This window comes from Caballeronia sp. GAFFF2 (genome assembly GCF_023631485.1).
Classification (GTDB): Bacteria; Pseudomonadota; Gammaproteobacteria; order Burkholderiales; family Burkholderiaceae; genus Caballeronia.
This window is the reverse complement of the sequence record NZ_JALQDA010000035.1, coordinates 721,844-743,054: the sequence shown is the minus strand read 5'-3', so window position 1 is coordinate 743,054 and position 21,211 is coordinate 721,844. Positions and strand designations below refer to the sequence as shown.

The 21,211-nt window shown below is 59.8% G+C and carries 17 protein-coding genes; 7 read left to right on the top strand and 10 right to left on the bottom strand.

Annotated features, from left to right (window positions below):
- Nucleotides 1-3,492, bottom strand: a complete 3,492-nt coding sequence (locus NCT04_RS29450; RefSeq protein WP_250469368.1) for a transglutaminase family protein — start codon at nt 3,490-3,492, stop codon at nt 1-3.
- A gap of 190 nt (nt 3,493-3,682) precedes the next feature.
- Here NCT04_RS29450 and NCT04_RS29445 point away from each other — a divergent pair, with 190 nt between their 5' ends.
- Nucleotides 3,683-4,744, top strand: coding sequence for a zinc-binding metallopeptidase family protein (locus NCT04_RS29445; protein ID WP_250469367.1), 1,062 nt, complete (start codon nt 3,683-3,685; stop codon nt 4,742-4,744).
- Between the two features lie 8 nt (nt 4,745-4,752).
- Here the strand turns inward: NCT04_RS29445 and NCT04_RS29440 are convergent, their stop codons facing one another.
- Both NCT04_RS29440 and NCT04_RS29435 read right to left on the bottom strand, forming a co-directional pair.
- Nucleotides 4,753-5,790 (bottom strand): alpha-E domain-containing protein, encoded by a 1,038-nt coding sequence (locus NCT04_RS29440; RefSeq protein WP_250469366.1) that lies wholly within the window; start codon nt 5,788-5,790, stop codon nt 4,753-4,755.
- Between the two features lie 56 nt (nt 5,791-5,846).
- Nucleotides 5,847-7,319 carry a circularly permuted type 2 ATP-grasp protein gene (locus tag NCT04_RS29435; RefSeq protein ID WP_250469365.1) on the bottom strand — a complete coding sequence of 491 codons (1,473 nt, stop codon included), beginning with the start codon at nt 7,317-7,319 and terminating at the stop codon, nt 5,847-5,849.
- Nucleotides 7,320-7,740: 421 nt separating this feature from the next.
- Here NCT04_RS29435 and NCT04_RS29430 point away from each other — a divergent pair, with 421 nt between their 5' ends.
- The 5 genes from NCT04_RS29430 to NCT04_RS29410 all read left to right on the top strand — a co-directional run bounded on the left by NCT04_RS29430 (nt 7,741) and on the right by NCT04_RS29410 (nt 12,914).
- Nucleotides 7,741-8,448: a YceH family protein gene (locus NCT04_RS29430; RefSeq protein WP_244830789.1), complete on the top strand. Its 708-nt coding sequence runs from the start codon at nt 7,741-7,743 to the stop codon at nt 8,446-8,448.
- Nucleotides 8,449-8,730: 282 nt separating this feature from the next.
- Complete coding sequence (locus NCT04_RS29425; protein WP_370652249.1) at nt 8,731-8,937, top strand: DUF3311 domain-containing protein; 207 nt, start codon at nt 8,731-8,733, stop codon at nt 8,935-8,937.
- Nucleotides 8,934-10,415 carry a monocarboxylate uptake permease MctP gene (mctP, locus tag NCT04_RS29420; RefSeq protein ID WP_250469364.1) on the top strand — a complete coding sequence of 494 codons (1,482 nt, stop codon included), beginning with the start codon at nt 8,934-8,936 and terminating at the stop codon, nt 10,413-10,415. Before NCT04_RS29425 ends, mctP begins: the two co-directional genes overlap by 4 nt.
- A 93-nt stretch (nt 10,416-10,508) precedes the next feature.
- Nucleotides 10,509-11,447: an LLM class oxidoreductase gene (locus NCT04_RS29415; RefSeq protein ID WP_250469363.1), complete on the top strand. Its 939-nt coding sequence runs from the start codon at nt 10,509-10,511 to the stop codon at nt 11,445-11,447.
- A 6-nt stretch (nt 11,448-11,453) separates the two neighbouring features.
- Entirely contained in the window at nt 11,454-12,914 is a 1,461-nt protein-coding gene (locus NCT04_RS29410; RefSeq protein ID WP_250469362.1) for an amidase, read from the top strand.
- Between the two features lie 27 nt (nt 12,915-12,941).
- On the opposite strand, the gene NCT04_RS29405 is transcribed toward NCT04_RS29410, so the two are convergent.
- Together NCT04_RS29405 and NCT04_RS29400 are read right to left on the bottom strand one after the other, a co-directional pair.
- Nucleotides 12,942-13,493: an H-NS histone family protein gene (locus NCT04_RS29405; protein WP_250469361.1), complete on the bottom strand. Its 552-nt coding sequence runs from the start codon at nt 13,491-13,493 to the stop codon at nt 12,942-12,944.
- Nucleotides 13,494-13,721: 228 nt separating this feature from the next.
- Complete coding sequence (locus NCT04_RS29400; RefSeq protein WP_250469359.1) at nt 13,722-14,162, bottom strand: DUF3331 domain-containing protein; 441 nt, start codon at nt 14,160-14,162, stop codon at nt 13,722-13,724.
- Between the two features lie 490 nt (nt 14,163-14,652).
- Here NCT04_RS29400 and NCT04_RS29395 point away from each other — a divergent pair, with 490 nt between their 5' ends.
- Nucleotides 14,653-14,910, top strand: a complete 258-nt coding sequence (locus tag NCT04_RS29395; protein WP_250469358.1) for a DUF1488 family protein — start codon at nt 14,653-14,655, stop codon at nt 14,908-14,910.
- A 6-nt stretch (nt 14,911-14,916) separates the two neighbouring features.
- On the opposite strand, the gene NCT04_RS29390 is transcribed toward NCT04_RS29395, so the two are convergent.
- From NCT04_RS29390 to NCT04_RS29370, 5 genes are all read right to left on the bottom strand, one after another.
- Nucleotides 14,917-16,206 carry a c-type cytochrome gene (locus NCT04_RS29390; RefSeq protein ID WP_250469356.1) on the bottom strand — a complete coding sequence of 430 codons (1,290 nt, stop codon included), beginning with the start codon at nt 16,204-16,206 and terminating at the stop codon, nt 14,917-14,919.
- A gap of 11 nt (nt 16,207-16,217) precedes the next feature.
- On the bottom strand, nt 16,218-18,452 hold the full coding sequence (locus tag NCT04_RS29385; RefSeq protein ID WP_250469354.1) for a xanthine dehydrogenase family protein molybdopterin-binding subunit: 2,235 nt from the start codon (nt 18,450-18,452) through the stop codon (nt 16,218-16,220).
- Between the two features lies 1 nt (nt 18,453).
- Nucleotides 18,454-18,909, bottom strand: a complete 456-nt coding sequence (locus NCT04_RS29380; protein WP_244830799.1) for a (2Fe-2S)-binding protein — start codon at nt 18,907-18,909, stop codon at nt 18,454-18,456.
- 320 nt (nt 18,910-19,229) lie between these two features.
- Nucleotides 19,230-19,964 carry an aspartyl/asparaginyl beta-hydroxylase domain-containing protein gene (locus NCT04_RS29375; protein WP_250469352.1) on the bottom strand — a complete coding sequence of 245 codons (735 nt, stop codon included), beginning with the start codon at nt 19,962-19,964 and terminating at the stop codon, nt 19,230-19,232.
- 158 nt (nt 19,965-20,122) lie between these two features.
- Nucleotides 20,123-21,196 (bottom strand): alcohol dehydrogenase catalytic domain-containing protein, encoded by a 1,074-nt coding sequence (locus NCT04_RS29370; protein ID WP_250469351.1) that lies wholly within the window; start codon nt 21,194-21,196, stop codon nt 20,123-20,125.
- Nucleotides 21,197-21,211: the final 15 nt, after the last annotated feature.

The following is a 21,211-nucleotide window of genomic DNA, read 5'->3' as shown; positions in this document are numbered from 1 at the left end:
TTAACGATAGCGCAGGTCGAGCGTGAAGGGGAATTCGAGGCTGCGTTGCTGCGGCTCGATCTGTGTTGCGCCCGGCGTATGTCCCGTCGCGAAGAAACGCGCGCGCCGGCGGCTCTCCGCTTCGTATGCATTCACCGGGAACGTCTGATAATTACGCCCGCCCGGATGCGCGACATGATACTGACATCCGCCGATGGCGCGGCCCGTCCAGGTATCGACGATATCGAAAGTCAGCGGCGCATGCACGTCGATGGTCGGATGCAGCGACGCCGATTGCGACCATGCTCTGAAGCGCACGCCGGCCACATATTCACTGACGCGTCCCGTGGGCTGCATCGGCAAGGGGCGGCCGTTCACGGTAATAACATGCCGGGCGCCGTTGAGCCCGAGCGCCCGCACTTCGAGCCGCTCGACGGAAGAATCGACGAAGCGCACCGTGCCGCCTATCGCGCCTTCCTCGCCCATCACGTGCCACGGTTCGAGTGCATTGCGCAGCGTCAGTTCGATGCCATTGGTGTCGTAGGCGCCGACGAGCGGGAAACGGAATTCAAAATGCGGATCGAACCAGCTCTTCTCGAATGCGAAGCCGGCTTCGCGCAAGTCGGCCAGCACGTCCTCGAAATCCATTTCCACGAAACTGCCGAGCATGAAGCGGTCGTGCAGCTCCGTGCCCCAGCGCGTAAGGCGCGCGGTGTAGGGCTTTTCCCAGAAGCGGGCGACCAGCGCGCGCAGCAGAAGCTGCTGCACGAGGCTCATGCGCGCGTGCGGCGGCATTTCGAAGCCGCGCAGTTCGAGCAGGCCGAGGCGGCCGGTCGGACCATCGGGCGAATACAGTTTGTCGATGCAGAATTCCGCGCGGTGCGTGTTGCCGGTCACATCGATCAGGATATTGCGCAGAATGCGGTCGATGAGCCAAGGCGGCACGGTGGCGCTGTCGCGACCGCCCAGCAGATCGAGCTGGCGTTGCAGTTCCTTGAATGCAATTTCAAGCTCGTAGACCTGATCGTTGCGCGCCTCGTCGACACGCGGCGCCTGGCTCGTCGGACCGATAAAGAGACCCGAGAACAGTGTGGATAGCGACGGATGGTTGAGCCAATAGGCAATCAGGCTCGCGAGCAGATCGGGCCGTCGCAGGAACGGGCTGTCGGGCGGAGTCGCACCGCCAAGGACGAAGTGGTTGCCGCCGCCCGTGCCGGTATGACGGCCGTCGAGCATGAATTTCTCCGGGCTCAGATACGTCTCGTGCGCCGCGTTATAGAGAAATTCGGTGTGCTCGACGAGCTGTTTCCAGTTAGATGCCGGATGAATGTTCACCTCGATCACACCAGGATCGGGCGTGACTTGCAGCACCTTCAGACGCGTGTCGCGCGGCGGCGGATAGCCTTCGACGATCACCGGGATACGCAGGTCGGCGGCCGTGGCTTCGACGGCGGCGAGCAAGTCGAGATACGCGTCGAGCGAGGTCAGCGGCGGCATGAACACATGCATGAGCTTATTGCCGTTGCCGTGTTTCTTGAGCGCATCGGCTTCGGCTTTCGGACCTGCGGCGCGCGCCGGATTGCGTGCTTCGACGCACACGGCGGTACGCGCGATCCACTTCGCGGATTCGCCTCGTTCGGGCATGCGAGTGCTTGCCGAATACGCCGATGCATCGCCCAAGGCTGACGATCCGGTCAATGCTTTCCCCGGACCTGCCGCATCGCTGCCGAGAACATCTGCGCCCGGCTCGGCATTTTGCACACCGGATTCAAAATCCAGGTCGGCGGCATATTGCATACGAAATTCAGCCGCCCGCCGCAACGGCATGGACGGCGCAAACGGGTCGTGCTCGTGCTGATACGGATAGTCGCTCTTGGCCACCCACGGCAGCGAATCGAGCGGCATGCGGTAGCCCATCGGCGAATCGCCCGGAATCAGATACATGCGCTCGTCGCGGAAGAACCACGGGCCGCTCGCCCAGTGCGCCGGACGCGTGCCGTCGGCGGCTTCGCGGGCAATCGGCAGCGCGTAGCCGGTCACCGAGGGCAAGCCGGAATCGAACACACGGAAGAGCCGTGCGCGCTCCAGTTCGTCGTCGAGACGCGAGTCGAACGGGTCCACGTTGACCGGCAGGCGACGCTCGCGCCACAGGTAGTACCAACTGTCTTCGTAGCCCGCCTGAACGTATTTTGCATCCAAGGAAAGCTTGCCCGCGAGATGGCGAATGAAGCGCTCGGCATCTTCGGCGGTGTAGTTGGCGGGCTCGCGTTCGTCCGCGAAGAGCGTGGGATCGCTCCAGCACGGCTCGCCGTCCGCACGCCAGAATAGCGACAGCGCCCAGCGCGGCAACTGCTCGCCGGGATACCACTTGCCCTGGCCGATATGAAGGAAGCCGTTCACGCCGTACTCCGCGCGCAGCTTGTCCATTAGCGTGACCGCGTAGGCGCGTTTGGTCGGACCGAGGGCGTCGGTGTTCCATTCGGGCGCATCGCGGTCGCGCACGGCGACATAGGTCGGCTCGCCGCCCATCGTCAGGCGCACGTCGGAAGCATTCAATTGCGCATCGACCTGATCGCCCATGCGCAGCACGTCACTCCAGTCTTCCTCGCTGTACGGCTTCGTCACACGCGGCGTTTCCAGCACGCGCGTGATGGTCATGGTGTGAGTGAATTCGACTTCGCTCTCATCGACTGCACCTGAAACGGGCGCCGCGCTGTCCGGTTCCGGCGTGCACGCCACCGGAATGTGGCCTTCTCCCGCGAGCAGGCCCGAGGTCGGATCGAAACCGATCCAGCCCGCGCCCGGCAGAAACACTTCGCACCATGCATGCAGATCCGTGAAGTCGACTTCCGTGCCGCTCGGACCGTCGAGCGATTTCGTATCCGGCGCGAGCTGCAGCAGATAGCCCGAGACGAAGCGCGCTGCAAGTCCCAGATGGCGCAGCGTTTCGACGAGCAGCCAGCCTGAATCGCGGCACGAACCGGCAGCGCTGACGAGCGTTTCCTCCGGCGTCTGCACGCCCGGTTCCATGCGGATCAGGTAGCGAATCTCATCGGCGAGACGTTGATTCAATCCGACCATGAAGTCGATGGTCGGCGTCTCCGTACGGTCGATGCTCGCGATGAACTCCGCAAAGCGCGGCGTCAGTTCGCGCTTGATCATGTAGGGTGCGAGGTCGTGGCGCAAATCCGGCGCGTAAGCGAACGGGAATTTTTCGGCGGACGGTTCGAGAAAGAAATCGAACGGGTTATAGACCGCCATCTCGGCGACGAGATCGACCGTCACCTTGAACTCGCGCGTTTTCTCCGGGAAAACAAGGCGCGCCTGATAATTGGCGAACGCGTCCTGCTGCCAGTTGATGAAGTGTTCCTCGGGCTCGACGTTCAACGAGTACGACAGAATCGGCGTGCGGCAATGCGGCGCCGGGCGCAAGCGCACCACTTGCGGCGACAGCCCGACGAGCCGGTCATAACGGTAATGCGTGACATGGTTCAACGCGACGCGAATGGACACACCGGACTCCTTTTATTCAAATGACGCCGCACACGGACAGTGCATCGTGCGCGTCTTATCTGTTGCTTAAGCGTTGCTGTAACGCCAGGCGGGAAGAGCGCTTAACGCGGCACGATGATTGCGTGGACTGCGCGCATCCACGAACACCGCGTCGGTTCCGACGCGAACTCCACCCCTTCCGGCTATCACGATGAAGACTTTTCACTGCAACCGCTGCGATCAGCTCGTGTTCTTCGAGAACACACACTGCGAAAATTGCGGCGCGCGGCTTGGCTACGTGCCCGAACTCAATCAGATCAGCGCATTCGAGGAAACCGGCGACGGCCAATGGAAAAGCCTGCATCCCCTCGCGAAAGACATGTTGTACCGCCCGTGTCATAACTACGAGGTCGAGAACGTCTGCAACTGGGTGGTTTCCGCCGATTCGCCGGAAACGCTCTGCTGCTCCTGCAAGCTCACGAGCGTCATTCCCAACCTCGACAATCCCGACAACCGCACCTACTGGTATCGGATCGAGGCGGCCAAGCGGCGCTTGCTCTATACGCTTTCCGAGCTCGGCCTGCCGGTGATCTCGCGGCAGGAAGACCCGGAACGCGGCCTCGAATTCCGCTTTCTCGAAGGCGATTCGCAAGGCCACGGCGTGATGACGGGTCACGACAACGGCATCATCACGCTCAACATCGCGGAAGCCGACGATGCGCATCGCGAGAAAACGCGCGCCGATCTGCATGAGCCGTATCGCACCTTGCTCGGTCATTTCCGCCATGAAACAGGGCACTATTTCTTCGATCGCCTGATTGGCGACACCGCGCGAATCGCGCCATATCGCACTGCATTCGGCGACGAGCAGCAGGACTACAACGCCGCGCTTCAGCGCCATTACAACGAGGGACCGCCTCCCAATTGGGAAGAGAACTTCGTGAGCAGCTATGCCACGATGCATCCGTGGGAGGACTGGGCCGAGACCTGGGCGCATTACCTGCATATCGTCGATACGCTCGATACCGCCGTGTCCTGCGGCCTCGCGCTCGTCCCCGACAGTCCGCATGAACCGACGCTTACCGACCAGACGCCTGTCGAGGAAACCACCTTCGATAACCTGATGAAACGCTGGTTTCCGTTGACCTATGTGCTCAACAGCCTGAACCGCAGCCTGGGCATGCCCGATGGTTATCCGTTCACGCTCGCCCCGGCGGTGATCGACAAGCTGCGCTTCGTGCATCGCGTCGTCGCGGCGGCGTCGAAACGCTAGGGACGCGTTCAAGCGGAGCCTTGCGACTGGCTCTGCGACTGACCCGTCCCCTGCGTTTGCGTCTGCGTTTGCGAGGGCTCCTGAGTCGCTTCCGGCGTCTCGGGAGCGATAGGCAAGAGAAACTCGCGGCTGATACGGCCTGCAAGATCGTTCACGCGCGCGAGGAAGCTCACAAGATACGCGTGCAGCCCCGCTTGCAGAATCTCGCTGATGCGTCCCGTTCTAAGCTCGGCGCTCAACTGCGCCGCCAGGCGCGACGCCTCGGTCTCGCGACCCTTGGTGACATGACGGATGAGCAGCTCCGCTTCGGCAATACTCGCCGCAAGCGAGCGCGGCCATTCGCCATAGAGAATCAGGAGGCCGGCAACGCGCTCGGGCGTGATGACATCGCGATACACCCGGCGATACACCTCGAAGCCCGATACCGAGCCCAGCACGGCGGTCCAGTGGTGATAATCGAACGGCTGCGCGGAGGTATCGGCGCGCTGCTCCATCATCTCGAACTTCACATCGAGAATGCGAGCCGTATTATCCGCACGTTCGATGAAGGTTCCGAGACGCATGAAGTAAAACGCATCGTCCTTGACGAGCGTGCCGAGCTGAACCCCGCGCGAGAGATGCGAACGAAACTTCACCCACTCGAAGAAGGTATAGGGCTCGCGCTCGAGAATGCCATCGGCCAGCATGCGCTGACAGTCGAGCCACGTCGTATTGAGCGATTCCCACAACTCGCTGTTCGTCGAACTGCGTACAGCGCGTGCATTCTCGCGAGCAGCCCGCAGACAACTCACGATGGACGAGGGATTCGACATGTCCCGCGCCATGAAGTCGACGACCTCGTGGCTCTTCATGCCGTGGTGCGCGGCGGAATAGATGCCGCTTAGTTCGGAGATGGAAAGCATCGCGCGCCAGCCCAGTTCCGCATATTCGTCGGACTGCGGCAAGAGCGAAAGCTGATAGTTCGCGTCGAGCATGCGCGCGGTGTTTTCGGCGCGTTCGGTATAGCGCGCCATCCAGAAGAGATGATCCGCGGTACGGCTCAGCATGGGTTTTCCCGGTTGTTGATATGGAGGTTCGCGTCTCGATTCTCGAGCCGGGGCTCTTAGCGTTCAAGCACCCACGTGTCCTTGGTTCCGCCTCCTTGCGATGAATTCACGACAAGAGAACCTTCACGTAACGCGACCCGAGTGAGGCCGCCCGGCACCATGCGCACCTCGTTGCCCGACAGCACGAACGGACGCAGATCGATATGGCGAGGCGCGATGCCTGCCTCCACATACGTCGGGCATGTCGATAGCGCGAGCGTAGGCTGCGCGATGTATTTGTCCGGATGCGCTTCGAGCACCTTGCGAAACTCGGCGATCTGCGCGGTCGTCGATGCCGGGCCGACCAGCATGCCGTAGCCGCCCGCGCCATGCGTTTCCTTCACGACGAGTTCGGGCAAGTGATCGAGCACATACTTGAAGTCGTCTGGCTTGCGGCACATCCATGTCGGCACGTTGTTGAGTATCGGCTCTTCGCCGAGATAGAAGCGCACCATGTCCGGCACATACGGGTAGATCGATTTGTCGTCGGCAATGCCTGTTCCTACCGCATTGCAGAGTGACACGTTGCCCGCGCGATATGCCGAGATGAGGCCCGGAACGCCGAGCGACGAATCTTCGCGGAACACGAGCGGATCGAGGAAGTCGTCATCCACGCGGCGATAGATCACATCGACGCGCTGCGGCCCTTGCGTCGTGCGCATATACACGAAGTCGTGGTCGACGAAGAGATCCTGTCCTTCGACCAACTCGACGCCCATTTGCTGCGCGAGGAACGTGTGTTCGAAATACGCCGAGTTATACATGCCGGGCGTCATCACGACGATCGTCGGATTTTCAACGCCTGCGGGTGCCGCCGCGCGCAATGTATCGAGCAGCAAATCGGGGTAATGCGCAACCGGCGCCACGCGGTTACGCGCGAACAGATCGGGAAAGAGCCGCATCATCATCTTGCGGTTTTCAAGCATGTAGGACACGCCCGACGGCACACGCAGATTGTCTTCGAGTACGTAGAACTCGCCTTGGCCGGCACGAACGATGTCGATACCCGCGATATGCGCATAGATGTCGCGCGTCACCTTAACGCCGCGCATCTCCGGCCGATACTGCGAGTTGTTGAGAATCTGCGCCTCGGGAATGATGCCCGCGCGAATGATGTTCTGCTCGTGATAGATGTCGTGAATGAACCGATTGAGCGCATTGACGCGTTGCCGCAAACCGCGCTCCAGCGCTTTCCATTCGTCTGCGGGAAAGATGCGCGGAATGACATCGAAGGGAATGGTGCGCTCGGGAATGCTGCCGGATGTATCGCTCGTTCCATAGACTGCGAACGTAATGCCGACGCGGCGGAAGTTGAGATCGGCTTCGGCGCGCTTGATGCTGATTTGCTGTTCGCTCTGCGCGATGAGCCAGGTCATGAAATCGCGGTAATGCTTGCGCGGATCGCCCACGTCATTGAAGGCTGCCGCTGGCACACCGCGCGCCTCCAGCATGCTTTGCTCGAACATCTCGTTGAAGAATGCTTGCGTCATAACCGGTCTTCCATATGAAGTGCATGCTGGGGCGGCGCCCCTTCGCTCGTAATTCTGGTTGCACTCGCAAACGCTCGAAAGCCTGAACGACGCGGCCGACCGGACTCAACCGGTATGTCGTGTTGTTTCTTAGGCGACCTCTAAGCGCGATGCCAACGATAGCCACGATTTTCGTCTGCATCGATTGCGCGGGCAGCCCAGTGCCGTTCAATCAAAAAGCAACTTCAATGCCAATGGTACAAGCCGGAATTAAACACCTTTATATTGCGCCGATGCCAACATCCATGCACCATAAAAGCGCATCGGTCCGAACGAGTGCACAGTCTCAGGAAGCCAGACGGCCGCACGGCGGTGCGCGTACGCATGAATCGTTGCGCTCCACCGGTATCATAAGCGTCTCACCGCCAGTCTCCGAACGTTTATGAATACGCCCTCTTCTCCCGCTTCGCGCCCTGCCTTGCGCGAACTCACGCCACTCGAAGCACGCGTCCTCGGCGTGCTCGTCGAAAAGCAGCATACCGTGCCGGACACTTATCCTTTATCGCTCAACTCCCTCACCTCGGGATGCAACCAGAAGACCGCACGGGCTCCAGTCATGAACGTGAGCGAGGACGAAGTCCTCACGACCATCGACGGATTGAAGCGCCTCTCGCTCGTGATGGAAGGCAGCAGCAGCCGCGTGCCGCGTTTCGAACATAACGTCAATCGTGTGCTTGGTGTGCCGAGCCAATCGGTTGCCTTGCTCGCTACGTTGTTCTTGCGCGGCCCGCAAACCGCTGCAGAATTGCGTTCGAACAGCGCGCGTCTGCATGGCTTCGCGGACATCTCCTCCGTGGAGAGCTTTCTCGATGAGCTCGCTTCCAACGACCCGCCGCGCGTGATGAAACTGCCGCGCGTGCCGGGCGAGCGCGAAAGCCGCTGGGTGCATTTGCTATGCGGCGAAGTGAGCATGAGCGATTTCCCCGTGCGCGATGTCGCTGAACGCGAGTCTTGGTCGCCATCGGAAGTCGAATCGCTCAAGGCCGAGCAAAAGCGCCTGACACTTGAAGTCAACCAGCTAAGAGCGATGGTTCAGCGCATGGCGGCTGAATTGGGTATCGACCTCGAAGGATCGTCGGACGAAGCATGAGTGTGTCGATCGATCCCGCGGGCTTTAGCGTCGAGCGCGCAATGCTGGTCGTCTTCAAAGCGGTTCAGCTTTAGCGCATCGTGCCAAGACCAACCAAAGGCGATGGTTTAGCTAATGCTTGACGTAACCGGAAAGGAACACGTAAGCATTAAACGAAGATAGCGTGACATGCGCGCATCAATTACAAATATCTTGGATAATTCGCTCGCAGCGCCAGGCGCAGACAAAAGACGATACTGTGCCGCGCCTCGAACCCGCAACGACGTATGAGGAGAACCAGCGTTGGAACCCGACACGAGCGACCAAAACAAGAACCGTCCATGGCTCTGGGCGACTCTTTTGATTCCCTATATTGCCCTGCTCTGGCTGCCGTTTTATAACGACACGCATCCATCGTTCGCAGGCTTTCCCTTCTTCTACTGGTATCAGTTTCTTTGGGTGCCGCTCACGTCGCTTTTGCTTTATGTCGTGTATCGGGGCATCAAATGAACGATCTCAATCCAGTCAATCCGGTTGCGATGACCATCTTCATCGCGTTCTTTCTATTGGTCACCGTCGTCGGCTTCTTTGCGGCGCGCTGGAAGCGTGGCGATCTTACGCAACTCCATGAATGGGGCTTGGGCGGCCGGCAGTTCGGCGTATTGATTTCGTGGTTCCTGGTCGGTGGCGATTTCTATACCGCCTATACGGTGATCGCGGTTCCCGCACTGGTCTATTCGGTCGGCGCGTACGGCTTTTTCGCGCTGCCTTATACGATCATCGTGTACCCGTTCGTGTTCGCGGTAATGCCCAAGCTCTGGAAAATCGCGCACGCCAAGAATCACATCACCGCTGCGGACTATGTGCACGGCGAGTACGGCGGCAAGTGGTTCCCTGCTGCCATCGCGTTGACGGGCATCGTCGCGACCATGCCTTATATCGCGCTGCAACTGGTCGGCATGCAGGTGGTCATCAAGGGACTTGGCGTGACGGGCGAATTGCCATTGATCGTCGCGTTCGTGATCCTCGCGCTCTACACCTACACGAGCGGCCTGCGCGCGCCCGCGATGATCGCGTTCGTCAAGGACATCATGATCTATATCGTCGTGATCGCGGCCGTGTGGGTCATTCCGTCGAAGCTCGGTGGCTATGCGCATGTGTTCGATACCGCCGATCAGTTCTTCAAGGCCAAGGGCGGCGCAACGGGCATCACGCTCAAGCCCGCGCAATTCACGGCGTATGCTTCGCTTGCGCTTGGATCGGCGCTTGCGGCATTCATGTACCCGCATACCATGACCGCCGTGCTGTCTTCGTCGTCCGCGACCACGGTGCGCAAGAACGCAATCTTTCTGCCTGCTTATACCTTGCTGCTGGGCCTGATCGCATTGCTCGGCTATATGGCGATCGCGGCGGGCATTCATGTGAAATCGGCGTCGGATGTCGTGCCCGCGCTCTTCAACACGCTGTTTCCCTCGTGGTTCGTTGGCTTCGCGGCGGCGGCCATTGCCATTAGTGCGCTCGTGCCGGCCGCGATCATGTCGATCGGCGCGGCGAATCTTTTCACACGCAACTTGTGGGGACCGCTGATCTCGCCGGACATGACGCCCGCTTCGGAAGCCGCGACGGCCAAGGTGGTATCGCTCGTCGTGAAGTTCGGCGCGCTGCTGTTCATCGTCTTCCTGCCGACGCAATATGCCATCGACCTGCAATTGCTCGGCGGCGTGTGGATTCTGCAAATATTCCCCGCTATCGTGTTCAGTCTCTACACGCGCCGCATGACCATGCCCGGCCTCTTTCTCGGCTGGCTCGTCGGTATCGTGCTCGGCACTGGACTTGCCATCTCGCAAGGGCTCAAGCCGGTGTATGTCCTGCATGTAGGCGCGGGATCGTGGCCGCTTTATATCGGCCTGATTGCGCTGGCGGTGAATATCGTCGTGACGTTCGCGGTATCGCTCGTAACGCATCGCCGCGTGGTGCCCGCGGTTTAACGCCATGAAAAGCCCGGCGCTTGACGGCGTCGGGCTTCTTTGCCGAGTGATAGTATCGATGGAGCATGCCCTTCTCATCTTCCGTGGAGTGCCATGTCCGCCTCTTCCATCGCGAACACGCTGTTCGCACCCGGCAAGCTCTCCATCGGCCTTACGCTTCCCTTGGTAACGTCGGGCCGGACCGTAGTGGACTTTAGCGAGCAGCTAGAACTCGCGCGTCTTGCAGATCAACTCGGCTTTCGTGCGCTATGGGTGCGCGATGTCCCGCTCAATAGCATCGACTATCCCGATCCCGTCGGACACCTCGATCCGTGGGTGCTGCTCGGCGCGCTTGCATCGAATACGCAGCGTATAGCGCTTGCAAGCGGAGCAATCGTGCTCACGTTGAGACACCCGCTTCATATCGCCAAGGGCGCCGTTTCCGTCAATACGCTTTCGCGTGGACGCTTCATTCTCGGTGTCGGCTCCGGTGACAGGCCGCCCGAATATGCGGCCTTCGGGCGCGATCCTGAAGAACGCCGCGACTTATACAAACGGCATTGGGAGACGCTCGCTGCGGCCATCGAGGTGCCCTCGCGCGTCATTCCGGACCGCGAGCCCGAAGGTGCGCCCGCGTTCTTTCTGCTGCCTGAGCAGGACGCTTCGATTCCCCTGATCGCAGTCGGCTCCGGCGGTCAAAGCGTCGACTGGATTGCGCGTCACTCGCTTGGCTGGATGACTTATCACCGCGAACCGCAAGCGCAGCGCGGCCGCTATAGCATGTGGCGCGCAGCGGTCGAGCGCGTGTCGCCCGGCGAATTTCGCGCATTCGGCGTGGCCATGCGTCTCGACTTGAGCGAAGATCCCGACGAACCCGCCAGCGATATTTCTCTTGGCTATCGCACGGGTTATCGCGCGTTGATCGACCTGCTGCGCGCCATGCGGAATAACGGCACGCATCATGTCACGCTGAACGTTTCTTCTGAGCGGCGCGAGGCACGCGCGGTCATCGAGGAAGTCGCGAGATACGTGTTACCCGAATTTAATCGCTAAACGCATATGACCAGGCTTGCTTCCTTGCCCACCAACGATATCGTTGCACTCGACGCCATTGCGCTATCCCAAGCTATCCATGCACGAGAAGTATCTTGCGTCGAAGTGATGAGCGCGTATCTGGCGCAAGTGGATCGCCTCAACCCGCAAGTCAACGCGATTGTCGCGATGCAGGATCACGAGAGTCTTTTAAAGCTCGCAAGCGAGCGCGACACGCAGTTGGCGCGTAACGGAAGTCTTGGCGTGTTGCATGGTTTTCCTCAAGCGCCCAAGGACATTTTGCCCGTCGCCGGCATGGTGACGACCAAAGGCTCGCCCCTCTTCGCCAAGCAAATCACGCAAACCGATGCGTTCATTTTCGAACGCACGCGTCGCGCAGGCGCGGTCTTCATTGGCCGCACCAACTCTCCCGAGTTCGGCCTTGGCGGACATACCTATAACCCCGTTTATGGTTTGACGCGCAACGCATTCGATCCATCTCGGTCGGCTGGCGGAAGCAGTGGCGGCGCAGCCGTTGCGGTCGCGTTGCGCATGCTTCCCGTGGCCGATGGATCGGACATGATGGGCTCGCTGCGCACGCCTGCGGCATTCAACAACGTGTTCGGATTTCGCAGTACACCGGGATGCGTGCCGTATGGCCCCGCCGACGAAGTGTTCTATCAGCAATTCAGCGTCGCCGGTCCAATGGCGCGCACGGTCCCCGAACTCGGCTTCCTGCTTTCGGTGCAAGCGGGATTCGATGCGCGCGCCCCACTCTCGCGCCGCGGCGATTCACCGGCGGCATTTGCCAGTGCCTTGGAGCGCGATATGCGTGGCACGCGAATCGGCTGGCTTGGCGATCTGAACGGATATCTGCCTACCGAGACGTCCTTGCTCGATACCTGTAGCGCCGCCTTGCGTCACTTTGAAACGGCAGGTTGCACGGTTGAAGCGGCAGAGTTGAAATTCGATTTTAATCGCTTGTGGCAAGCGTGGATCGATTTACGCAGCTTCGCCATCGCGGGCGCTAATGCGCCGCTTTATCGCGATGCCGCTAAGCGCGCATTGCTAAAGCCCGAAGCCGTATGGGAAATCGAGCGCGGACTGGGTCTTTCGGGAGAAGACGTCTACCGCGCCGCACTGGACCGTTCGGCGTGGTACCAAACGCTCAACGCGCTATTCGAACGTTATGATTTTCTTGTGCTGCCTGCGGCACAAGTCTTCCCCTTCGATGCCACGCTCAACTGGCCTCATTCCATAGGCGCACGAACAATGGATACCTATCACCGATGGATGGAAACCGTGGTGCCCGCAACCATGGCGTCCTTACCCGCGTTGTCCGCGCCAGCCGGTTTCGGTCCTGCGGGTTTGCCAGCCGGAATACAAATAATCGGGCCGGCGCAAATGGATCTTGCCGTGTTGCAAGTCGGGCTTGCCTACGATCGCGCAAGCGGCTATTCCGGCATGCGCAGTCCATTGCTTGCTTAGCGGGATTAAACCGCGCTAAGCGCATTTTCAAGTACTTGCTTCTTGCACGCTTGCCGCTTTCTTTCCTGCCGGACGAGCTTTGCTCTTGGCGCCCGCTGCCTTAGACGATCCTGCCGGACTGTCACGACGCGCGCCCGTTTTGCCGTTCGATGCGCCGTCGATCAAATACACGCTACGGTCTACTACATCCTTGATCCAGGCCGGTGGACGCGCGTGCCCACTCCAAGTCAGACCGCTCGCGGGATCACGATACTTGGGCGGCATCTTCGATTTCTTGACGGCCTTCCTGGACGAAGCCACATTCTTCGACCCCACCGGACGCCCGCGCTTCTTGACGCCAGGCGAACTGTCGCTCTTGTCGAGATCCGCCGTAGTCAGGCCATATTCCTGCATCAGCGCGCGAATGTTTGCGATGACCTCGCTCGATTTACGTTCACGCAATGCATCTGCACGGCGCTGCAATTTTTGAATCTGAGTTTCCAACTGAGCCAATGTAACCATTCTTCCCCCGTTTGATATCCTGCATAGGTCTAGGGAATGAGCGTACGAGAATTGATAAAGGCTTAAACAATGAAGCATTAATCTCGACGCGCACACTCACCCGTCGAGACATCTTAAAGCGATACCATTGTTATAGCGGCAATCGCTCAAAAGATTACTTTTTATTGCTTTCGGCCTAATTGCGTTCGATGCGCTTGACGTGCTTTAACCGCGCACGGCGCAATGGCTTGATGAATATGGCGTTGGCGAAACAATCAAAAAGCGGTGTGGCGAGGCGTGCATTGCACACGCCCTCTTGACGACTTCTCAGCTTTCCTGCGCCATCTCGGCAGGCTCGTGCACATCCGTCACGAGCGCGCCCGCAAGAATCATCGCGCCGCTATTGAGCGGCACGGAACTGCCCACGCGCCTTGGCCGATACACCGGCTGCCCGCGCCTGATCACCTGCCCGCTTAGCACGCACGTTCCGCCCTTGCGCGCCGTGCAAAGCGCCCACACCTGCTCTGAATAATTGAATGAAGTGGGATCGTGCCATGAAAGCGCCAGTGTCGATTCGCTCAAGCGCTCCAACACGCGAATGTTCACGCTTTCCGCGCCCGCCGCCCGCGCTAATGCGTTCGATGGCTCGCGCGTGAAGGCACGCGGCATCAGCCCATGGGTCTCGCCAGACTGCGATCGTCGGCTTGACCGGCTATCGAGCAATGCCAGGGTACGGCTCCAGGGATCCATCGTCGATGGAAGCTTCATGTTCCGCTCCTGCTGGCGGCAACAGACGTCCGCGAAGCAAGCCGGACCGCTGCCTGGTGAACTTTCGGGAATGCACGACGCGCCATCTTTGACACCGGGGCGAGCCGCGCCAGGTCGAACCGTTATCGACTCCTGCTCTTGGTGGAGACACTGCTCTGGACATTCGATCTAGAGTAGTACACCTGAGCATGCATTGTTTTTATTTTTCTTTCCATTCTTTTGTCGAAAATGACAAGCGTCGGTAGCTCGTGCGGGCCGTCCGGCCCGCCATTTGAGACGCGGCGGGGAAAGCGAACGCGTAATGCATTAGCGAACGAACGTTCGGCAAACCCTTTAGAATACTTTAGCGGCTTCCCACGTCACCGTAATGAAGGAAGTCGTTTGCCTGCTTGCGCACGTTTGCCGAACGATGAAGCATGCGCGGAGCGGCGAATTTCTGACAAAATAAAAACCGCGAACCGGACAACCCTGTCGAATCATGACAAGCAAGATGAACGTCAATGCCAGCGTCTCGGCGGACCGCGCGTCCGTCAGTTTCGTTGCCTTCTCGCGCGAGCAGGCCATTCAGTGCAACATCACGCGCAAGGCATTGGAGCAATATTTCTGGGCGCCCGTCGGTGCTACCGACGAGCGTCTGCTCAAAGCGTTAAGCGATGGCTACGAGCGCATCAGCGCTCGCGTTCATCGTAAATTCCTTGCTCATCCGTCGAGTTCGGTCACGCTCGACGTGGTCGATTTTTCCACTTGACGCGGCTCAACGCGCCGCCTGCGTCGACTTGCGCATTTTGGTGACGTCCTCGACGTTGACGGCGGGCGTGTTGTTGTTCCATGCGCCGCGAACGAACGTTAGTACGTCCGCTATCTGCTGATCGCTCAGTACCGGCGCATAGCGAGGCATGGGATAAGGCGCCGGCACGCCTTGAATGACGAGGTCGCCAGTGCCGTTCAGCGTCACGTTAATGAGCGACGACGCATCCTTTTCCAGCACGTTGGGATTGCCCGCCAAAGGCGCGAGCATCGGCGCAAAGCCACGACCGTCCACGCCGTGGCAATGCATGCAGTACGCCGTGTAGACACGCGCGCCCGAATCCGATGCAGCTGGACGCGCCAGGGACACCTTCGTGGCCTTGGCATCATACGAATACGGCGTGTTGCCGTTACCGCCCGCTGCCGGCAGCGACTTCAGATAACTCGCCATGGCCGCCACATCGCTGTCGTTCATGGCTTGCGTGCTGTTGTTGATCACGCTCGTCATTGCGCCGAATGCGGACGCGTGCCCGTTCGCGCCGGTTTTGAGGAACGTCGCGATATCCTGCTCGCTCCATCGGCCAAGACCGGTGTTGTGTTCGGCGGTGAGGTTCGATGCAAACCAGTTGTCGAGCAAACCCCCGGTTAAATAGACGCTGCTCGTTTCGTCGAGTCCTTTTTCCTGGAACGCGATACCCCGTGGCGTATGACACGAGCCGCAATGGCCCAAGCCTTGAATGAGATAGGCGCCACGGTTCCAGGCGACATCCTTGCCGGCTTTATCGCGGTACACGCCCTTCTCGAGAAATACCATATTCCAAAGCTTGAGCGGCCAGCGCATGGTGAGCGGCCATTTGAAGTCTGGTTCGCGATTAGCCTGCTTGATCGGCGCGACGCCATGCATGAAATACGCATAAAGCGCATGCATGTCCTCATCGTTGATCTTTGCATAAGACGGATAAGGCATGGCCGGATAAAGATTATGGCCATCCTTGGCAACGCCCTCGCGCAAGGCTTTAGCAAAATCCTCTTCCGTATAGCGGCCAATGCCTGTGTCGGGGTCGGGCGTGATATTGGTCGTATAGATGGCGCCTAACGGCGTCATCATCGGCAAGCCGCCGGTCATGGGTTTGCCGCGCGGAGCGGAATGGCAGGCCACGCAATCGCCGGCTTTGGCAAGGTAAGCGCCGCGTGCGACGAGTGCATCGGCGGATGCATCCGCTGCATGCGCGAGTGTCGACGTCACGGCATACGCTGCAAAACAGGCAGCCACGAGAGGCTTGAATACGTTTTTCATGTCGGCCTCCGTCAAGCGCTTTGCAACTGGTTGCCGACTGGTAATTGCCTCAGTCGCTTGCCGGTGGCGGCATAAATCGCATTGGTGATGGCGGGGGCGAGTGCCGCCGTGCCCGGTTCGCCGATTCCTCCCGGCGCTTCGCTGCTCTTGACGATATGCACTTCCACCGGCGGCGTTTCGTGAATACGCAGTATCCGGTAGTCGGTGAAATTGCTCTGCTCGACGCGGCCGTCCTTGATCGTGATCTCGCTATAAAGCGCCGCCGTAATGCCGAATATGATGCCGCCTTGCACCTGCGCCTCGACCGTATTCGGATTGACGACCATGCCGCAATCCACCGCGCATACGATTCGACTGACCTTCACCGCGCCGGCTTTATCGACCGCGACGTCCGCCACGATTGCGAAGTAGCTGCCGAACGCATGCATGACCGACACGCCGCGCCCCTGACCTTGCGGCATGGTTTGCTTGCCCCATTCCGCCGCCTGCGTGGCGACATCGAGCACATTGCGCGCGCGCGGCGACTTGCCGAGCAGATCGCGTCGATACTGCACGGAATCGATCTTCGCCTGCGCCGCGAGTTCGTCGATGAAACTCTCCACGACGAACGTGCCACGCGTCGGTCCCACGCCGCGCCAGAATGCGGTCGGCACCTCGCGTGGCTCCTGGCGCACGTAGTCCACGAGTTGATTCGGCAGATCGTAGGGAAGATCGGCGGAGACTTCCACCGCATCCGGGTCGATGCCATTCTTCACCGCCGGCGGCGCAAAACGCGCAAGCACCGACGAACCGACGATGCGATGCGTCCACGCCACGGGCTTGCCGTTCGCATCGAGACCGGCCGACAGCGTGTCGTGATAGCAAGGACGAAACATGTCGTGCTGAATGTCTTCCTCGCGCGACCATGTGACCTTGACCGGCACGCCAAGCTGCTTGCCTATCTTGAGCGCTTGCGTGGCCATGTCGAATTCGAGCCGGCGGCCGAAGCCGCCGCCGAGCAGATGGTTATGCACGACGATCTTTTCGGGCGGCAAGCCCGTGGCTTTGACGCCTGCATCGACGACGCGCGTGGGCACTTGAGTGCCTAGCCAGACATCGCAACCATCGGCGCGCACGTGCACCGTGCAGTTGATCGGCTCCATCGTCGCGTGTGCGAGCAACGGCTGCACGTAGACGGCATCGACACGCGTCTTGGCATTGGCGAACGCCTTGTCGACATCGCCGTCCTTGCGCGCCACGGCGCCCGAGCGTCGTGATGCGCTCGCCATTTCATCGACAAGCTGTTTCGTCGATGTGTTCGCGCCCGCGCCTTCGTTCCATTCGATCACGAGCGCGGCCGCGCCACGTTTGGCGGCCCACGTATGATCGCCGATGACCGCCACGCCGTTGTCGAACTTGATGACCTGCTTCACGCCCGGGATTTTTTTGGCGTGACTGTCGTCGACTGAAACGAGCGTGCCGCCGAACACCGGGCAGTTCACGATGGCCGCATAGACCATGTCGGGCAAGCGCACGTCGAGACCGAATACCGCCGTGCCATCCACTTTTTCGGGAGAATCCAAACGCTTGGCGGGCGTGCCGATCAGCTTGAAGTCCTTGGGGTCTTTAAGCTTGATGTCTTTGGGAACCGGCAATTTGGCGGCTGCTTCGACGAGTTCGCCATAACTTGCGCTGCGCCCGCTGGATGCCTGCGTGACCTTGCCGCCTGCGGCGCTGCATGTCGATGCATCGCATTGCCATTGCTGCGCGGCAGCCGCTATGAGCGTCATGCGTGCGGCGGCGCCTGCCTTGCGCATCGGTTCCCATGCATAACGAATCGACGTTGAACCGCCGGTGAGTTGACCGCCCAGCAACGGGTCCATGAAAAGCTTTTCGTTGGGCGGCGCATGCGCAATCGCTACGCTGTCGAGCGGCACTTCCAGCTCTTCGGCGATCAACATGGGCAGCGCCGTATAAACGCCCTGTCCCATCTCGACCTTCGGCATGATGAGCGTGACCTTGCCGTTCTTGTCGATCTGCACGAAGGCGTTGGGCGCGAATACGCCGTCTTGCGGCGTTTCGACACCATCGCCGGCAATAACGGACTTGCCGCTCTTCTGATCCTGGCTCGCGGCCGGCAGACTAAAGCCGATCAATAAGCCGCCGCTGGCAGCCGCGCCTATCGTTACGCCGAACTTGAGAAACGCACGGCGCGAGAATGTCCCGCGCGACGCATGACGTCCCGCCTCGATTAAGCCTTGCGACATCTCAGGCCTCCTTCGCGGCTTGCTTGATCGCCGCGCGGATGCGGTGATACGTCCCGCAGCGGCAGATGTTGCCCGCCATCGCGGCGTCGATGTCGTCGTCGGTCGGGTTGGGAACGGTCGTGAGCAATGCGGTCGCTGACATGACTTGTCCGGACTGGCAGTAGCCGCACTGCACCACATCCAGTTGACGCCATGCGGTTTGCACCTTCTTGCCAGCGGGTGTGTCGCCGACGGCTTCGATCGTCGTCACCTTGCGCTCACCGACAGCCGCCACAGGCAGCACGCATGAACGCACGGCGACGCCGTCGAGATGAACGGTGCAGGCGCCGCATTGTGCGATGCCACAGCCGAACTTGGTGCCCGTCAGGCCCACAAGATCGCGCAGCACCCAAAGCAAGGGCATGTCGGGCGGCGCATCGACGGTATGCGTCTGGCCGTTGATGGAAAGCGTGGTCATTGGGCGGCTCCGGCTTATTAATGGTTATCGGATATCGCATGAGCTGAAGGCTTGGGGCGGCCGTCAGTCTTTGAATTCATCGCGTCTCGAATGCAAGGCGACTAAGCACGAGGCAAGCGGATTGTAGCGCCGCATTAAAAAAGGAGCATGGATGGCGACGCCTTTAGCTCAGACGGCTTTAGCACCATGTTGCTTTGCAGGCTTAAGGAATGAGGCATTTGCTTTAAGGCGTCAACATAAAGTATCGAGCGCGATCGACAGTTAGTTGCATGATAAGAGCTAAGGCGAGTTGCTTCGCGGCCCTCTCGCCTATTGGCAAGCTAGCGAATCATTTCCCAGTTTGCATAGAACACACGTCGCATGGACATGACGCCAAGACGCACCGCCGCGACCATGACGTCAAGCACGCGCGCAAAATGCGAAGGCCTCAAGACATCGAGAAAAATGCAGTAGCGCAAGCGATCCGATTCGTTGACCGACCGATGCACGAGCGTATCGTCGAAAATGAATAGCGGATCGTCGTGCCAATAATGACGACGCCCCGCTACTTCGATAAAGACATTTTCGTCGTCGATAGGACGGAGGTTGTAAAGACAACGCAAGGTAAGACGCAGCGGTCCGTAATGCACTGACGTACTCTGCCGCTCATTGAAAACCGATATGCCGATGGTCTTGACGTATTTGAAGTCGCGCGCCATTTCCGGTAGGTCAAGCGAACTATCGACAGGCATGCCGTACCAGCGCACGAAACACATGCCGCGGCGCTTGCTTGCCATTTGCCCTCCGAGGCGCGCGTTCACTAGCGGAAGATGGTCGTTGAAAGCGGCGATGATCGAGCGAATCTCGTCTTGATGCGCGGCCGGTAACTGCGAGAGATCGTAGACGCCGTGATTCCGTTCGCAGATGAGATCGACCAGCAAATTGAAGGGAGAAAGCACCCACGTAAGCAGGCCATTGCCAAGAAAATAACGCCGCCAGTTGGCTGCATCGAACTGGCGGCTGCGTTGAAAATCCGCTAAGCCGCTTGCCAGGAAAAAGAGCGCAAGGACAGGCAAGAACCTTAGAAGAGCGCCAGAATCGCAAGATAGAGCAGATCCTTTCGTCTCACATTCGGCCTCGGCGAGCGTCGTCGTTGACCGTTACATCTTAGTACGGGTTATGTCAGCGAGAAAACGCCTGCTTAAGAAAATGCGGCGCGCTTGCAACACCTGCTTCAAGCGCTCTTAGGCTTGAGCAAAACCTTGATTGAGTCGAGTGAATTGGCGGTCTTGATCGCTTCGTCCCATTCTTCCAGGGAAAAGTCGTGCGTGACGATGCCCTTGGAAGTCACGAGCCCGCGCGCCAGCAAGTCGATAGCGATGGGATAGCAATAAGGACCGAGATGCGCGCCGCGCACGTCGAGTTCTTTGCGGTCGCCGATGATCGACCAGTCGACCGTCGTATCCGCACCGAACACGGAGAACTCCACGAAGCGTCCGAGCTTGCGAATCAATTCCAGCCCTTGCGACACGCCGGCAGGCACGCCCGTGGTTTCGATATAGACATCGCAACCGTATTGGTCCGTGATCGAGCGGATGATGTCGAGCGCGTTATCGCTCTTGGGATTGATGGTGATATCCGCACCGTATTCGCGCGCGAGTTCCAGCCGCTCATCCACGAGATCGATCACGACCAGCTTCCTAGGCGTCTTGAGATGCGCGACTTGCGTCATCATCAAGCCGAGCGGTCCCGCGCCTGCGATCACGACGACATCGCTTAGCTGAATATCGCCGCGATTCACCGTATGAATGGCACACGCGAGCGGTTCGATGATCGCGGCATCTTCGAGCGAGATGCCGTCCGGAATCTTGTGAACGATGGCTGTCGGCGGGAAGCGCATGTATTCGGCCATGCCGCCATCCGCCACTTCACGCTGAAAGCCGAAGATGTTATGCACTTCGCACATCCAGTATTGCCCGGACTTGCAATAGCGGCACTTCGCGCACGGCACGATCTGTTCGGCGATCACGCGGTCACCCTCGTTCACGCCGAAGTGCTCGGCCGCCCCCTCGCCCAGTTCTTCCACGTAGCCGAAGAATTCATGGCCTGGAATGACCGGCGCCTTGACCCAAGGGTTCGGGCCGCCCCAGAACATCTTTGCGCCCGACCAGCATTTGCAGTCGCTCGCGCAGATTCCGCATGCGGCAATGCGAATGACGATCTCGTTTCTGCCCGGCGTCGGGCGCGCGACGCGCTCCACGCGATAGTCCTTCGGCGCGCGGCACACAATGGCCGTCATATCCGTCATGTTCGTGTCTCCGGT

Bases quoted from the DNA above. Each gene is read 5' to 3' on its own strand.
- NCT04_RS29445 (WP_250469367.1), top strand. From the start codon at position 3,683: ATGAAGACTTTTCACTGCAACCGCTGCGATCAGCTCGTGTTCTTCGAG.
- NCT04_RS29440 (WP_250469366.1), bottom strand. From the start codon at position 5,790: ATGCTGAGCCGTACCGCGGATCATCTCTTCTGGATGGCGCGCTATACC.
- NCT04_RS29435 (WP_250469365.1), bottom strand. From the start codon at position 7,319: ATGACGCAAGCATTCTTCAACGAGATGTTCGAGCAAAGCATGCTGGAG.
- NCT04_RS29430 (WP_244830789.1), top strand. From the start codon at position 7,741: ATGAATACGCCCTCTTCTCCCGCTTCGCGCCCTGCCTTGCGCGAACTC.
- mctP (WP_250469364.1), top strand. From the start codon at position 8,934: ATGAACGATCTCAATCCAGTCAATCCGGTTGCGATGACCATCTTCATC.
- NCT04_RS29415 (WP_250469363.1), top strand. From the start codon at position 10,509: ATGTCCGCCTCTTCCATCGCGAACACGCTGTTCGCACCCGGCAAGCTC.
- NCT04_RS29410 (WP_250469362.1), top strand. From the start codon at position 11,454: ATGACCAGGCTTGCTTCCTTGCCCACCAACGATATCGTTGCACTCGAC.
- NCT04_RS29405 (WP_250469361.1), bottom strand. From the start codon at position 13,493: ATGCTTCATTGTTTAAGCCTTTATCAATTCTCGTACGCTCATTCCCTA.
- NCT04_RS29400 (WP_250469359.1), bottom strand. From the start codon at position 14,162: ATGAAGCTTCCATCGACGATGGATCCCTGGAGCCGTACCCTGGCATTG.
- NCT04_RS29395 (WP_250469358.1), top strand. From the start codon at position 14,653: ATGAACGTCAATGCCAGCGTCTCGGCGGACCGCGCGTCCGTCAGTTTC.
- NCT04_RS29390 (WP_250469356.1), bottom strand. From the start codon at position 16,206: ATGAAAAACGTATTCAAGCCTCTCGTGGCTGCCTGTTTTGCAGCGTAT.
- NCT04_RS29385 (WP_250469354.1), bottom strand. From the start codon at position 18,452: ATGTCGCAAGGCTTAATCGAGGCGGGACGTCATGCGTCGCGCGGGACA.
- NCT04_RS29380 (WP_244830799.1), bottom strand. From the start codon at position 18,909: ATGACCACGCTTTCCATCAACGGCCAGACGCATACCGTCGATGCGCCG.
- NCT04_RS29370 (WP_250469351.1), bottom strand. From the start codon at position 21,196: ATGACGGATATGACGGCCATTGTGTGCCGCGCGCCGAAGGACTATCGC.